The organism is Euzebyales bacterium (assembly GCA_036374135.1).
Classification (GTDB): domain Bacteria; phylum Actinomycetota; class Nitriliruptoria; order Euzebyales; family JAHELV01; genus JAHELV01.
On record DASUUK010000024.1, the window covers coordinates 176,832 to 191,441 of the forward strand.

The 14,610-nt window shown below is 70.5% G+C and carries 10 protein-coding genes; 5 read left to right on the plus strand and 5 right to left on the minus strand.

What is annotated here, in order from left to right; all coding sequences use genetic code 11:
* Window position 1: 1 nt before the first annotated feature.
* Complete coding sequence (locus tag VFZ70_03545; GenBank protein HEX6254865.1) at window positions 2-1,303, minus strand: ABC transporter substrate-binding protein; 1,302 nt, start codon at window positions 1,301-1,303, stop codon at window positions 2-4.
* Window positions 1,304-1,530: 227 nt separating this feature from the next.
* On the opposite strand from VFZ70_03545, the gene VFZ70_03550 reads away from it, so the two are divergent.
* A complete protein-coding gene (locus VFZ70_03550) occupies window positions 1,531-2,259 on the plus strand; it encodes a hypothetical protein (GenBank protein HEX6254866.1) in 729 nt (242 codons plus the stop codon).
* Window positions 2,260-2,277: 18 nt separating this feature from the next.
* On the opposite strand, the gene VFZ70_03555 is transcribed toward VFZ70_03550, so the two are convergent.
* From VFZ70_03555 to fadI, 3 genes are read right to left on the minus strand one after another with little or no spacing between them, the layout of a single operon-like run.
* Window positions 2,278-4,005, minus strand: a complete 1,728-nt coding sequence (locus VFZ70_03555; protein HEX6254867.1) for an acyl-CoA dehydrogenase family protein — start codon at window positions 4,003-4,005, stop codon at window positions 2,278-2,280.
* Window positions 4,002-6,170 carry a 3-hydroxyacyl-CoA dehydrogenase NAD-binding domain-containing protein gene (locus VFZ70_03560; protein ID HEX6254868.1) on the minus strand — a complete coding sequence of 723 codons (2,169 nt, stop codon included), beginning with the start codon at window positions 6,168-6,170 and terminating at the stop codon, window positions 4,002-4,004. The genes VFZ70_03555 and VFZ70_03560 overlap by 4 nt, the downstream gene beginning before the upstream one ends.
* 5 nt (window positions 6,171-6,175) lie before the next feature.
* Window positions 6,176-7,474: an acetyl-CoA C-acyltransferase FadI gene (gene fadI, locus VFZ70_03565; GenBank protein HEX6254869.1), complete on the minus strand. Its 1,299-nt coding sequence runs from the start codon at window positions 7,472-7,474 to the stop codon at window positions 6,176-6,178.
* Window positions 7,475-7,744: 270 nt separating this feature from the next.
* On the opposite strand from fadI, the gene VFZ70_03570 reads away from it, so the two are divergent.
* On the plus strand, window positions 7,745-8,014 hold the full coding sequence (locus tag VFZ70_03570; protein HEX6254870.1) for an Rdx family protein: 270 nt from the start codon (window positions 7,745-7,747) through the stop codon (window positions 8,012-8,014).
* Window positions 8,015-8,099: 85 nt separating this feature from the next.
* Here VFZ70_03570 and VFZ70_03575 read toward each other — a convergent pair whose 3' ends face one another.
* Entirely contained in the window at window positions 8,100-8,522 is a 423-nt protein-coding gene (locus tag VFZ70_03575) for a hypothetical protein (protein HEX6254871.1), read from the minus strand.
* A 273-nt stretch (window positions 8,523-8,795) separates the two neighbouring features.
* Between VFZ70_03575 and VFZ70_03580 the strand changes: the two genes are divergently transcribed.
* The 3 genes from VFZ70_03580 to VFZ70_03590 all read left to right on the plus strand — a co-directional run bounded on the left by VFZ70_03580 (window position 8,796) and on the right by VFZ70_03590 (window position 14,604).
* Window positions 8,796-11,582, plus strand: a complete 2,787-nt coding sequence (locus tag VFZ70_03580) for an aconitate hydratase (GenBank protein HEX6254872.1) — start codon at window positions 8,796-8,798, stop codon at window positions 11,580-11,582.
* 11 nt (window positions 11,583-11,593) lie between these two features.
* Window positions 11,594-12,931: an NADH-ubiquinone oxidoreductase-F iron-sulfur binding region domain-containing protein gene (locus VFZ70_03585; GenBank protein ID HEX6254873.1), complete on the plus strand. Its 1,338-nt coding sequence runs from the start codon at window positions 11,594-11,596 to the stop codon at window positions 12,929-12,931.
* Window positions 12,932-13,065: 134 nt separating this feature from the next.
* A complete protein-coding gene (locus tag VFZ70_03590; GenBank protein ID HEX6254874.1) occupies window positions 13,066-14,604 on the plus strand; it encodes a citrate synthase in 1,539 nt (512 codons plus the stop codon).
* Window positions 14,605-14,610 lie beyond the last annotated feature (6 nt).

Consider the following 14,610-nt stretch of genomic DNA (forward strand, 5'->3'; position numbering starts at 1 on the left):
CCTAGCCCTCCAGCTGGCTGTTCAGCTCGGCGTTCAGTCCACTGATCGTCGGCCCCACTGGCGCGTCGCCGTTGTACGCCGGGAAGATCGACTGCTGGATGTCCTGGCTCAGGAAGTTGTACGCGGGGACCGGAGGACGCGGCTTCGACTGGGGAAGGATCTCCGCCAGCAGGCTCATCACCGGGTCGTCGGACAGCTCGTCGTAGACGTCCTCGCGGGTCGGCGGCAGCGAGTCCTCGGCGAGCATCTTCTGGGCCTCCGGGTCGGTCGCGGCCCAGACGACGAAGTCCTTGGCCTGGTCAATCTTCTCCGAGTAGGCGTTGACCGCGAGGTTGAACCCACCGAGCGCCGACACGGTGCCATCCCCCGTGAAGGTGGGCAGCGGCGCGATGTCGAACTTGCCCTTCACGGCGCTCGGGTTCTCCTCGTCCTCACCCTGCATCAGCGCGTAGGCGTACGGCCAGTTGCGCATGAACACGGCGTCGCCGCTCTGGAAGGTGTTGCGCCCCTCCTCCTCCAGCATGGTGTTGAAGCCGGGGGCATAGGTGCCGTCCTCCAGCGCGGTCTGCATGAACTCGAGCGCCCGTTGCCCGGCCTCGTTCTCCTCCAGCACGGCCTGGCTGCCATCCTCGTTCACCAGCTCGCCGCCGGCGCCCCACACGAGCTCCAGGTAGTTGACGACAAGCCCCTCGTACTGGGAGCCCTGACCGACGTACCCGCCGATGCCCTCCTTCTGACCGATCTCCTTGGCCATCGTCGCCAGCTCGTCCCAGGTCTTGGGTGGCTCGTCGACGAGGTCGGTGCGATAGTACAAGAAGCCGGCATTGGTGTTGAACGGTGCCGCCCACACCTCCTCCTCGTGCAGGGCGGACTCCAGCGCCGAGTCGAGCACCACACCCTCGAGGTCGCTGCGTCGGTCCTCGAGCTTCTCGATCCAGCCGTTGACCGCGAACTCGCCCGTCCAGATCACGTCGAGGCCGAGGACGTCGAACGTGGGGCTCTGCGCCTGCAGCTCGTAGGCCATCTGCTCGCGCTGCAGGTCCGCTTCGTCCGGCAGCGGGACCAGCTGCACGGCAGGACGCGACGGGTCCTGCTCGGTGTAGAGCTTGGCGATCCTGTCGTTCACGGCGCCCGGTGCGGCGGACGCGCCACCGACGGCCCACACCAGGTCATCGGGTCCCGCACCGGTCGACGACGGCGCCGGCAGGCTGCACGCGGCCGCGAGCAGTGCGAGCACGACCAGCGTCAGGAGCCTGCAACCTGCCCGCCCGACGCCCCACGCTCGATTTCGAACAGCTGGCACGCAAATCTCCTCGACGTCGATGAACCCTCACGTCGTGGTATAGACCATCTGCGTGCCTTTGACCACCCCCAACACCGAGCGGACGGAACCGGAAGGCCGGTCACGCCGTCGGCCGCGATCGTGCCGTCGGTCGCGCTGACGATGACGGCGCCCACGGTCGTGTCCAGCGCGGCGAGGGTTGTGATCACCGGCACGATCGCCGCCTGCTGTCCGACCTGCGGGTCGACGTGGCCGTCCACCGGCTCGACCTGCTACGCACCGCCGCACCAGGCGCCCAGCGGCAGCTGATCCACTGGCTGGTCGTCGACAGGACCGGCCGCCGGCTGCGTGCTCGCCATGGCCCGCGACGGCTCGGGCCGGCCGCTGGAGGTGGCGTCGTCCAACGCCGGGCACGCGCTGTGGTCGACCTGCTCAACGCTGGCATGGCACGTGCCCTGGCCGACCGGCTGACGCGCGGCGACATGGACGCCGGATGGGGTATGCGGACAGTGAGTCGGGACGCGGCCGCCTACGACGCGCTGTCGTACCACCGCGGGTCGGTCTGGCCACACGACACAGCGCTCGTCGTCGACGGCATCGCCCGCGCGGGCGCGACCGGAGCGGCCGCGCGGCTGGCCGACGGTGTGCTCACCGCCCCCGAGCACGTCGACTGGCGGCTGCCCGAGCTGTTCGGCGGCTACGACAGCGATGAGGTCCCGACACCGGTGCCGTACCCCACGACGTGCGATCCGCAGGCATGGAGCGCCGCGGCGCCGCTGTCGCTGCTGCGCACGATGCTGCGGCTGGATCCCGACGTCCCGGCCGGCACGGTGACCATCGGCCCGGCGCTGCGCGACGACGTGACGTTGCGCCTGACCGGCATCCACCTGGGTGACCACCGGCTCGACGTGACGCTCGCCGACGGCCGGATCACCGCACGGACTGATCCACCACTGGCGGTAACCGTGCGGCTGTGACACCGCGGACATGCGCGGTCAGACGCTGTGGTGGTAACGGGCACGCTCGTAGGCCGCCTCGGCGATCCGAAACGCGCGCTCGTCGTCGTTCTGCTCGATCTGCTCGAACTGGCGGCGCACCCGCTCGGCGGCGCGCACGCAGAACGTCTCCGCGATGTACGGCTCGTCGCCGACCATGCCCTGCTCGGGCCGGGCGAGCACATCGGTGACCCGTGCCAGCGTCGCGATCTGCGCGTAGATGTCGGTCACGGCCGCGGTCAGGCGCTTGTGCTGGGCGCCCCGCACCTTGATCGCCTCGCCGTGCCGGCGCAGCAGCCTCTCGGTCACCGACCGCAACTGTTCGACCTGGTCGCTGACCGCCCGCGCGTGCGCGTCGAACCGTTCGTGCGCGACGGTCAGCCGTGGCGGTTGGACCCGCCGTCGCAGCATGTCGCCGACGTAGTCCGCCACGACGCCCACCGCGTTGACGGGGTCACGCAGGTTCAGGTGCGACAGCCCCGACAGCTGCGCCGCGACCGGTTCGATGCCGTTGAGCGCGATGAAGCTGCGCAGCACGTCGTTCGCGCCCTCGAAGATCGGGAAGATGCGGATGTCGCGGAGCACCTTCTCGTACGGCTCGGTGCGCAGGTAGGCCTTGCCGCCGGCCAGCTGGAACGCCCGGTTGGCGGCCTCCCAGATGAAGTCGGTGCCGGCGACCTTGACGATCGCCGACTCGAGCGAGTAGTCGGCGAGGCCGCGGTCGACCATGCCGGTGGTCAGGTACGCCATCGCCTCCAGCCCGTAGGTGTAGGCGACCATCCAGCCGATCTTGTCCTGCACGAGCTCGAACTCAGCGAGTGGTCGACCGAACTGCTCGCGCTGCGTGACGTGGCCGATCGCCATGTCGGTGAGGTTGCGTGCCGCGGCCACCGACGCCGTGCCCAGCGACATGCGCCCGTTGTTGAGGATCTCCATCGCGATGGCGAAGCCCTGCCCCTCAGAGCCGAGCACGTTCGCCCTGGGGACCCGCACGTCACGGAACGACAGGCGACGCAGGTCGTTGGCCCGCAGTCCCATCGTGTCGTACCGCTCGCCGACCTCGAAGCCGTCGGTGTCGCTCTCGACCAGCAGCGCGACGTGCGCGCCCGACGGGGTGCGGGCGAACGTCGTCAGCACGTCGGCGCGCGAGCCGTTGCCGATGTAGCGCTTGTCGCCGTTCAACACGTACGAGCCGTCGGCCTGCAACTCGGCGGTGCACTCCAGGTGGTAGGCGTCGGAGCCGGCGTTCGGTTCCGTCAACGCGAAGGCTGCGAGCCGGCGACCACTCGCCAGCTCGGGCAGGAACCGCTGCTTCTGCTCGTCGGAGCCGAACAGGTGGATGCCCTTGTAGCCGATCGACTGGTGCACGCCCAGCACGATGCCCAAGGTGGGGTCGATCTCGCTGATCGCCTCGAACATCCGGCAGTACGCCGTCTGGCTGAGCCCGAGGCCACCGAGCTCCCGGTCGACGTACAGGCCGAGCATGCCCATCTCGCCCAGCGCGCCCAGTACGTCGTCGTCGATCCAGCGCGCCTCCTCGACCGCCCGCGCGTCGTAGTGCTCGTCAGCCCACGCGTGCAGGTCCGCCACCAGCGCGTCGACGCGTGACTGCTCTTCGGCGTCCATCCTGGGGTAGGGCGCCACGAGCCCCTCGTGCATCTCACCCAGGAACAACGGCTTGACGAACGATGGTGCGCTCGGCCCGGAGCGTGCGGCGCCGACGCTCATCGCTCGCCATCACCCCGCGTGAACGTGGCACCACGGTCGACGACGTCGACCAGCACGGGCGCCGGCGCGAACCGCTCGCCGTGCGCCTCCGCCAACGCGCGGAGCCGCTCGAGCACGACCGCGGGACCCCGGTCGTCGACGTAGCGGAACGGGCCACCGAGGTGAGGCGGGAAGCCCAGCCCGAAGATCGCGGCCGCGTCGCCGTCGCGGGTCGAACGCAGCACCCCGTCGCCGAGCGTCCACAGCGCCTCGTTGACCATCGCCAGCAGCGCGCGGTCGGCGATCTCGTCGGCTTCGGGGACGGGACGGGTGGACCGGATGATCAACCGGTAGATGCCGGTGTCGACTTCGCCACGGACCCAGCCGCCGTCGCCGTCGTCGGTGTAGGTGTAGAAGCCGCGCCCGTTCTTGCGTCCCTGTCGATCGTCCTCCACGACCGCGGCCATGGCCGGCGGGGGAGCCATGCGGTCGCCGAGGCCCTCGGTCAGGATGGCCGAGATCTTCGTCGCGACGTCGATGCCGACCTCGTCGATCAGGCGGAACGGGCCGACCGGGAAGCCCTGACGTTCCAGCGCCCCGTCGATCGCGTCGACGGTCGCGCCGTCGGCCAGCAGGTGCGCCGCCTCGTTGACGTAGGGGCCGAGGATCCGTGACGTGTAGAAGCCGGGGCCGTCGCCGACGACGACGACCGTCATGCCCTGCCGGCGACCGACATCGACCGCGGTCGCGGTCACCCAGTCAGCGGTCCGGGGGCCTTGGACGACCTCCAGCAGCGGCACCCGCGGCACGGGCGAGAAGTAGTGCATGCCCACGACCAGCTCAGGACGTGGATGCCCGTCCGCGATCTGGTCGATCGGGATCGACGACGTGTTGGTGGCGATGACGGTGTCAGGGTGGGTGACCTCGGCGAGCTCCTTGAGCACCCGGTGCTTGACGCCGAGGTCCTCGACGACGGCCTCGATCACCAGATCGACGCGACCGAACCCGCGATGGTCGGTCGTGGGGTGCAGCAGCGACAGGAGGCGGTCCCGCTCGTGCGCGCTGATGCGCCGTCGCGCCACGCGCTGGTCCAGGTAGCTGTGGATCGACCGCAGACCACGCCGCAACGCGCCGCGGTCGAGATCCTTCAGGCGCACGGGGAGATGGGCACGGCTGACGGTGACCGCCGCGATGCCGGCACCCATCAGTCCGGCGCCGACGATCGCGACCTTGGCCACCTCGCCCGCGGATCCGGCGGCAGCGCGTGCCTCGCGACGCAGTTGCTGACGCATGTCGGCGACGCGGATGAGGTTGTGCGCCTGCGTGGTGCCGACCAGTTCGCCGAATGCCTGCGCCTCGGCGGCGTACCCCGCACGCGGCCCCTGCTCCACGCCCACGCGCACCACCTCGATGGCACGCAACGGGGCCGGCAGGTTGCCGTGCGTGCGTGCCCGGACCCCGGCCTCGGCCTGACGGAACAGCACTGCGCGACCGGCCGGGTTGTCCTCGAGCAGCGCGCCCCGCACGCGCGCGATCAGATCACGCCGGCGCCCATCGGCGGCACGGTCGGCGGCCAGCTCACGCGCGCGGTCACACGCGACGTCGATGAGGATCGCCGGGTGCACGACGTCGTCGACCAGGCCGATACGACGGGCGCGTGACGCTGACATCTCGCGGCCGGTCAGGATGATGTCAAGGGCGTGTTCGATGCCGACCAGACGTGGCAGGCGCTGGGTACCGCCGGCACCGGGGATGAGGCCGATCAGCACCTCGGGCTGGCCGAACCGGGTGGACGGGTCGTTTGTGGCGATGCGCCCGTGGCAGGCCATCGCGAGCTCGCTGCCACCACCCAGGCAGGCGCCGTGCACCGCCGCGACCACGGGCGTCGTCGACCCCTCGATGCGGTCGAACACCCGCTGGCCCTCACGCGAGAGCTGCTCGCCGTGCGAGTCCGCGCCGGCCAGCATCTCGAGGTCGGCGCCGGCGATGAAGCTGTCCGGCTTCCCGCTGGCGATCACCAGCCCACGCACGTCCGGGTCGGCCTCGACCTCGTCGAGCAGTTGTTCGATGTCGGCGATGAACTCGGTGCGCAGCGTGTTCATGGATGCGCCGGGCACGTCGAGCAGCAGCACGGCGACGTCGCCGTGGCGCTCGAGGGTGGCCAGGTCGCTGGCGGTCTGGGTCACGGCTCTCACGCCTCCAGGATCATGGCGGCGCCCATGCCGCCCGCGGCACAGGCGCTGCACAGCGCGACGCCGCCGCCGCGGCGACGCAGCTCGCGCAACGTCTGGGAGATCTGCCGGGCACCGGTCGCGGCGAACGGGTGTCCCAGCGCGATCGATCCACCCAGAGGGTTGACGATGCTCCAGTCGACCTCGCCGATCGGCTCGTCGAGCCCCGCGTAGCGCTTGCACAGCTCGGCGGACGCAAACGCGCGTGTGACCGACAGCACCTGTGCGGCGAACGCCTCGTGGAGGTCGATCAGGTCGAGATCGTCGAACGCGACACCCGCGCGCTGCAGCGCGAGCGGTGTGGCGCTGACCGGTCCGAGCAGCAGCTGGTCGGACGGATCGAGCGCGGTGAACGCGTAGCTGCGGATGAACCCGAGTGGCTCCCGGTCCTCCGCCTGGGCACGCTCCTCGCTCATCAGCAGCAGCGCGGCGGCACCGTCGGTCAGCGGTGAGCTGTTGCCGGCGGTCAACGACCCGTGCCTGCGGTCGAAGACCGGCTTCAGGTCGTCATAGCGACGTCGGTCGCTGTCGAAGCGGACCGTGGTGTCGACGTCGACTGTCCGCTCATAGGCGGGAGGCACGTCGACCGGAACGACTTCGTCGGTCAGTCTGCCCTCGTCCCAGGCCCGCGCGGCCAGCACGTGGCTGCGGTGCGCGAAGTCATCCTGGCCGGTGCGATCGATGCCATTGATCTTGGCCATGCGCTCGGCGGACTCACCCATCGTCTCCTGCGTCGACGGCTCGGTCAGATCCGGCGGGCGGGGCGCCAGGTCCGCCGGCCGCAGATCGGCGAACGCCCGGACCCTGGCGCGCAGCGACCGTGCGTCGGCCGCGGCGCGCAGCGCGTCCTGCAGCGCCGGTGACACCAGAACCGGCACGTGGCTCGCCGACTCCGCCCCGCCGGCCACGCCGCAGTCGATGACGCCGGCCGCGATCGCCTGCGCGACGTTCACGGTGGTCTGGTAGCTGGTGATGCAGGCCTTGCTGACGCTGTACGCCTCGACCGTCGGCGGCAGTCCCGTGCCGAGCACCACCTCCCGCGCGATGTTGGGCGTGCTCGGGTCGAGGATCACCTGCCCGAACACGACCTGGTCGACCGACTCGGGGTCGACGTCGTTGCGGTCGACCACCTCGGACACGACATGGCGGCCGAGATCGATCGCGCTCAGTTCGGCGAGCTCGCCGGACCGCCTGGCGAACGGCGTACGGACGCCGTCGACGATGGCGACGCGACGGGGTGAGGTGGATGTGGCGGCCAAGGTGCTCCCCTCGTGCGTGACGCGTTCAGCATCCGATGCTACCGCTCGGTAACTTCGTCGTGCATCCCGACGGCCGCTGCGCCGGTCGCTGGACCGAACGCCGCCATCCGGACACGAGTCACACCGCCCCACGTGTCATCGCTGTCCGAATGGTGTCGTCCCGTGCAGTGCGAGTACGGCGCGGACGAGGTGGGCGCGGTCGCTCCGACGCCATGACAGCATGCACCGAGGCGCCGCGCGCAGGCGTCCTATCGAGCTAGGGTTTGCGCCATGCTGGATCCCACGCACTCGATCGCGATCGAGTACTGCGTCCCTTGAAACTACACCGCACGCGCCGTCGGTCTGGCGGCGGAGGTGTTGGACGGGTGGGCGCCGCTGATCGCCGACCTGCGACTCGTCCCGGCGAGCGGTGGACGCTTCGAGGTCACCCTCGACGGTGAACTGATCTTCTCCAAGAAGACCCTCGGCCGCCACGCCGAGCCCGGCGAGATCGTCGACCTGCTGCGGGCGCGCGTGGGCGCCGAGGTACTCGACCGCTGACCGCTCCGCGGGCGACGCTCGCGCGCGGGACCGGCGAGCGACGCCGGAGCGCGACCGGGCGCCGACGCGACGCGGGTGGCGCCGCTCAGGCGCCGAGCTCGAGCTGGAGGCCGTGCAGGATGCCGTGGAGCAGCGCACGTCCGTACGCGTTGGCCGCGTTCGCGTCGGTGTACTCCATGCGGTGACCGTCGAGGTCGACGACGCACTTCACGCCCGTCGACGTCCGCTCGAGCGCGATGAAGCGGTCACCGAGCAGCGCACGCAGCTGTCCCTCGCCGGGCAGCCAGATGACCTCACGCTGCATGATCGAGTCCAACGCCCACTCGACGGTGCCGTTGAACGCGATCAGGCGTCCCACCGGCGAGTTGCGGACGTCGATGGTCATCTCGCTGATCGAGAACACCCGACCGTCGAGGTCGCGGTCGGGGATGACGAACTGGTCACCGCTGGCCGGCTCCCAGCCCAGACCTGCGTCACGCAGCTGTCGTGCGAGCTCCACTGAGATCACGTGTCGTCCGATCGCCGTTGCGCACTGGGACGTCACCACCAGCGTACGCATCATGCGACCGCGTCTCCCCTCCACGAACGATGGGGCGCACAGCGGCACGCGAGGCTCGACAGGATCGCGGCGCCCGCCCGACTTCGAGCCGCGGCGCCGTTGAGGCCCGGCGCGGGGAGCGGTCGCCGCACGACGGCGCGCATGCCGGGACGTATGGCCCCACGCAGACCGGCGCACAGTGCGAGGATGGCAGGTCCACCGGTACCGAGTGAGGATGATCCGATGGCCGACACGACCGATCGGCTGCAGGTCGGCGACCGCAGCTACCGCATCCACCGCCTCGACGCCGTCTGTGACCCCGACCGCGTCGCTCAGCTGCCGTACGTCATGCGGATCCTGCTCGAGAACGTGGTCCGCCACGTCGACGGCGAGAACGTCACCGACGAGGACGTCACCGCGCTCGTGGGCTGGGACCCGACGGCCGAGCCGAGCCGTGAGATCCTGTTCACTCCGGCGCGCGTCCTGCTGCAGGACTTCACGGGCGTGCCAGCGGTCGTGGACATCGCCGCCATGCGTGACGCGATGGAAGCGCTCGGTGGCGATCCGGCGGCCGTCGACCCTCGGCTGCCCGCCGACCTGGTGATCGACCACTCGATCATCGCCGAGGTCGCCGGCGTGCCCGATGCGTTCCGGCGCAACGCGGAACTCGAGTTCGAGCGCAACGGCGAACGCTACGAGTTCCTGCGTTGGGGACAGCAGGCTTTCGAGCGACTGCGGATCGTGCCGCCGAACACGGGCATCGTGCACCAGGTCAACCTCGAGTACCTCGCCTCGGTGGTCTTCGCCGACGACGACGGGACCGCGTATCCCGACACGTTGGTGGGCACCGACTCGCACACGCCGATGGTCAACGGCCTGGGCGTGCTCGGGTGGGGCGTCGGCGGCATCGAGGCCGAGGCGGCGATGCTCGGCCTGCCGATCTCACTGCTGGTGCCGCGCGTGGTCGGGTTCAAGCTGACCGGTGAGCTGCCCGAGGGCACGACGGCGACCGATCTGGTGCTGACCGTCACCGAACTCCTGCGCAAGCACGGTGTCGTTGGCAAGTTCGTCGAGTTCTACGGTCCCGGCATCGCCCGCGTCCCGCTGCCGAACCGCGCGACCATCGGCAACATGTCGCCCGAGTACGGCTCGACGTGCGCGATCTTCCCGATCGACGACGAGACGCTCCGGTACCTCGAGTTCACCGGCCGCGACCCGGAGCAGGTCGCGCTGGTCGAGGCGTACGCCCGCGCGCAGGGGCTGTTCTGGACGCCGGACGCCCCCGAACCGACGTACTCCGAGACGGTCGAGCTGGACCTGTCGACCGTCCAGCCGAGCCTCGCGGGGCCGTCCAGGCCCCAGGACCGCGTGGCGCTGGCCGACGTGCCGGCGGCGCTGCGGACGAGCCTGCAGCGCTTCGTGCCGCACGCGGACGTCGCGGCCGGCCAGGAGCTGCCCGCCGACGTGGCCGACGGATCCACCGACGAGGCCATCGCCGAGACGTTCCCCGCGAGCGACCCGATCGCCATCGACACCAACCACCGGACGCCGCCGCGGCCGTCACGCCCGTCGGCGGGTCGCCTGCCCAGCGACGCCGTCGAGGTGACGACCGCCGACGGCACCTTCACCCTCGATCACGGAGCGGTCGTGATCGCGGCGATCACCAGTTGCACGAACACGAGCAACCCAGAGGTGATGCTGGCGGCGGGTCTGCTGGCACGCAACGCCGTCGAGCGCGGGCTGACCACGCAGCCGTGGGTCAAGGCCTCGCTCGCGCCGGGGTCGCAGGTCGTCATGGACTACTACGAGCGCGCCGGGCTCCGGCCCTACCTCGAGAAGCTGCGCTTCAACCTCGTCGGCTTCGGGTGCACGACCTGCATCGGCAACTCGGGTCCGCTGGCACCGGAGATCTCCGCAGCCATCGCCGAGCACGACCTGGCGGTGTGCTCGGTGCTGTCGGGCAACCGCAACTTCGAGGGGCGCATCAACCCGGACTGCAAGCTCAACTGGCTCGCGTCGCCACCGCTGGTGGTGGCCTACGCGCTGGCCGGCTCGTTGGAGGTCGATCTGCTGGAGGAGCCGCTGGGGACCGGCGCGGACGGCGAACCGGTCTACCTGCGCGACATCTGGCCGACCGCGGACGAGGTCTCGCAGGTGCTGCGCGACAGTCTGCAGCGCGAGATGTTCACATCGCGCTACGCCGATGTGTTCGCCGGCGACGAGCGGTGGCGGTCGCTGGCGACGGCCGGCGGCGACCGGTTCGACTGGAGCGACGAGTCGACGTACGTGCGCCGACCGACGTTCTTCGATGGCATGCCGGCGGAGCCTGAACCGCTGCGCGACATCACCGGCGCGCGGGCGCTGGCGTTGCTGGGCGACAGCGTCACCACCGACCACATCTCCCCCGCCGGGTCGATCGCGTGGGACGGGCCCGCCGGCCGCTGGCTGCGCGAGCAGGGCGTCGAGCGCCGCGACTTCAACTCCTTCGGCTCCCGACGGGGCAACCACGAGGTGATGGTGCGTGGCACGTTCGCCAACATCAGGCTGCGCAACCTGCTGGCCCCCGGCACCGAGGGCGGTTACACCCGACACCTCCCGACGGGTGAGGTGGTCGACATCCACACCGCGGCGCAACGCTATGCCGACGCGGGCACGCCGCTGGTCGTGCTGGCCGGTGCCGAGTACGGGTCGGGATCGTCGCGCGACTGGGCCGCCAAGGGCCCCTCGCTGCTGGGTGTGCGGGCGGTCATGGCGGTCAGCTACGAGCGCATCCACCGGTCGAACCTGATCGGCATGGGCATCCTGCCTCTGCAGTTCCCGGATGGCGAGACGCCGGAGTCGCTGGGACTGTCCGGTGAAGAGGTGTTCGACATCGTCGGCCTCGCCGACGGCGACGAGATCCCCGACACGGTGACGGTCCGCACCGCGGACCACGAGTTCCGCGCGGTCGTGCGCATCGACACACCGGCGGAGGCCGCCTACTACCGGCAGGGCGGGATCCTCCAGTACGTGCTGCGCCGCCTGCGGTGACCGGAGCCGACGTGCAGATCGACCGCGTCCTGCCGGACGCGCCGTACCCCACGCTGGACGCCTACGTGGCGGACGGGGGCGGCGAGGGCCTGCGCACCGCGAACGACCTGCCACCGGACGACGTCATCGAGATCATCGGGGCGTCCGGCCTGCGCGGGCGTGGTGGCGCCGGGTTCCCGACCGGGACGAAGTGGCGGTCGGTGGCGGACGCGGCGCGCGACGCCGGCGGCTGCCACGTCGTCTGCAACGCGGCGGAGGGTGAACCGGCGACCTTCAAGGACCGCGAGCTGATGCGGCGCAACCCGTTCGCGATCATCGAGGGCCTGGCCATCGCGATGCACGCCCTCGGGATCACGAGTGCCTACGTCGGGGTGAAGCGCCGGTTCACCGACGAGATCGAGCGCCTGATCAGCGCGCGCGACGCGGCGATGGACGCCGACTGGCCGGGCGCCGAGGGCATCCGGATCGTGCCGGGCCCTGACGAGTACCTGTTCGGCGAAGAATCGGCGATGCTCGAGGTCATCGAGGGCAAGTTGCCGCTGCCGCGCATCCTGCCGCCGTACGAGACGGGCCTGTTCGCCACGATGACCGCGCCCAACCCGACGGTCGTCAACAACGCGGAGACGCTGTCTCACGTCGCGGCGATCCTGCAGCACGGCGCCGACTGGTTCCGCGAGGTCGGCACGACCGAGGCACCGGGCACGATGGTGTTCACGGTCGTCGGCGACGTCGACCGTCCTGGTGTCTACGAGCTCCCGCTCGGCACGCCGGCACGGACGCTCGTGGTCGACCTGGCGGGAGCGCGGGACGTCCTCGCGATCTATGCGGGCACCTCGAACAGCGTGATCACACCCGACGTGCTGGATCTGCCGCTGGACTTCGATTCGTTCGCCGAGGCCGGCACCGGTCTGGGCAGCGGTGGCTTCGCCGTGTACGACACCCGCCGCGACATCGTGCAGGTGTGCGCGACGCTGGCACGCTTCCTCGCGATCGAGTCGTGTGGACAGTGCCTGGCGTGCAAGTTGGGCACCGCTGAGATCTTCGAGCGCCTCGATGCGCTGGTGCGTGGTGAGGGCACGTCCGCGGACATCGCCGAGATCCGCCGGCGGACCGACACCGTCACCGACCAGAACCGCTGCTACCTGCCCGTCGGCGCCGCGCTGCTGGTGCGGTCGACGCTGGACACGTTCGCCGCCCGGTTCGAGGCGCACGTCGGCCGCGCGGGTGATCCGGCGGTGGCGGTCACGGTGCCGAAGATCACCGACATCGACGCGACGGACGGTACTGTGACGTTCGACGCGACGTACAGCCGCAAGCGCAGTGACTGGAGCCACGACCCGGAGGAGTGAGAACTCCGCGGTCACCATCGCGCCAGCGGGGACGTGGCATGGCAACTTCTGCCAGAGTTGCCAGAGAAGGCGCTGTCGGGGCACTCTGCCGGCGGGTACGGTTGCTAGAGATGTCAAGCACAAGGAGGCAGTCCGTGACCTCGCGAGAGACCGTCGGCGACCTCATGAAGCAGCCAGCACTCACCGTAGGACCGGAGGCGCAGGTGCAGACCGCCGCCGCCCAGATGGACGATGCCGGAGCCGGATCGATCGTCGTGGTCGCCGACGACAAGGTCGTTGGCATCCTGACCGAGCGCGATCTGTTGCGTCTGGCCGCCTCCGGATCGGACGCCTCCAAGGAGCGCGTCTCGGACTGGATGACCGCCGACCCGGTCACCGCGGCGGCGGACACGGCGGCCACCGAAGGGCTCGATCTCCTCAACAGGGGTCGCTTCCGCCACCTGCCGGTCTGCAGTGACGACGGCAGCCTGGCCGGCGTCGTCTCGATGCGTGACCTGATGGCCGTCGCGAAGGTCGAGGAGGTACGCCACCCGGGCGAGCTCGACGCCCCCAAGGGCCTGGCCGGCGTGACGGTCGCCGAAACCGAGGTGGGCGGCGTACGCGGCCGCGAGGGCTTCTTCCACTACCGCCAGTACGCGGCGACTGACCTGGCGCGCAAGCGGACCTTCGAGGACGTGTGGCAGCTGATGCTGCTCGGTACGCTGCCCGCAACGCCCGAGGAGCGCGAGGCGTTCCGCGAACGCGTCATCCCTCTGCGCACGCTCTCGGAGCAGTTGGTGGCACTGCTGCGCTCGATCGCCGAGGCCGGCAGCGGCCCGCTCGACGGGCTGCGCACCGGGGTGTCGATCGTCGCCGCGGAGGAGGGCTTCCAGCCAAGCATGGACGTCAGCGCCGAGGAGCTGCGCGAACAGGCGCTGCGCATCACCGCCGTCGTCCCGACCGTCATCGCCACGCTGTACCGCGTCGCGAAGGGCCTCGACCCGGTCCCGCCGCACCCCGATCTGCCCTACGCGGCCAACTATCTGTACATGCTGCACGGGGGGGAGCCCGAGCCCGACCACGCGCGCGCGATCGAGCAGTACCTGCTGTCGACCATCGACCACGGCTTCAACGCCTCGACGTTCACGGCGCGCGTCATCACGTCGACGGGCGCTGACCTCGGCGCCGCGATCACGGGCGCGATCGGCGCGCTGTCTGGACCATTGCACGGCGGTGCACCGTCGCGTGCGCTGGACCTGCTGGACGAGATCGGCTCGGTGGAGCGTGCCGACGAGGTCGTCCGACGCAAGGTCCGGACCGGTGAGCGGATCATGGGGTTCGGCCACCGCGTCTACAAGACCCGCGACCCGCGGTCGGTCCTGCTGCGCGAGGTCGCCGAGCGCGTCGGTGGTGACGAGGCGCAGCTGGCGACGTCCGTCGAGGACATCGTGGTCGATGTCCTCGCCGAGCTGAAGCCGGGGCGCGAGCTGTACGCCAACGTCGAGTACTACGCCGGGATCGTGATGGACTCCTCGGACCTGCCGGCCGAGCTGTTCACGGCAACGTTCGCGGCAAGCCGCACCGTGGGGTGGTGCGCGCACGTGATGGAGCAAGCGGCGGACAACCGCATCATCCGCCCGTCGGCCCGGTACGTGGGGCCACCGCCGCCCCAGGACGTGCCGACCATCGACTGACCGCGA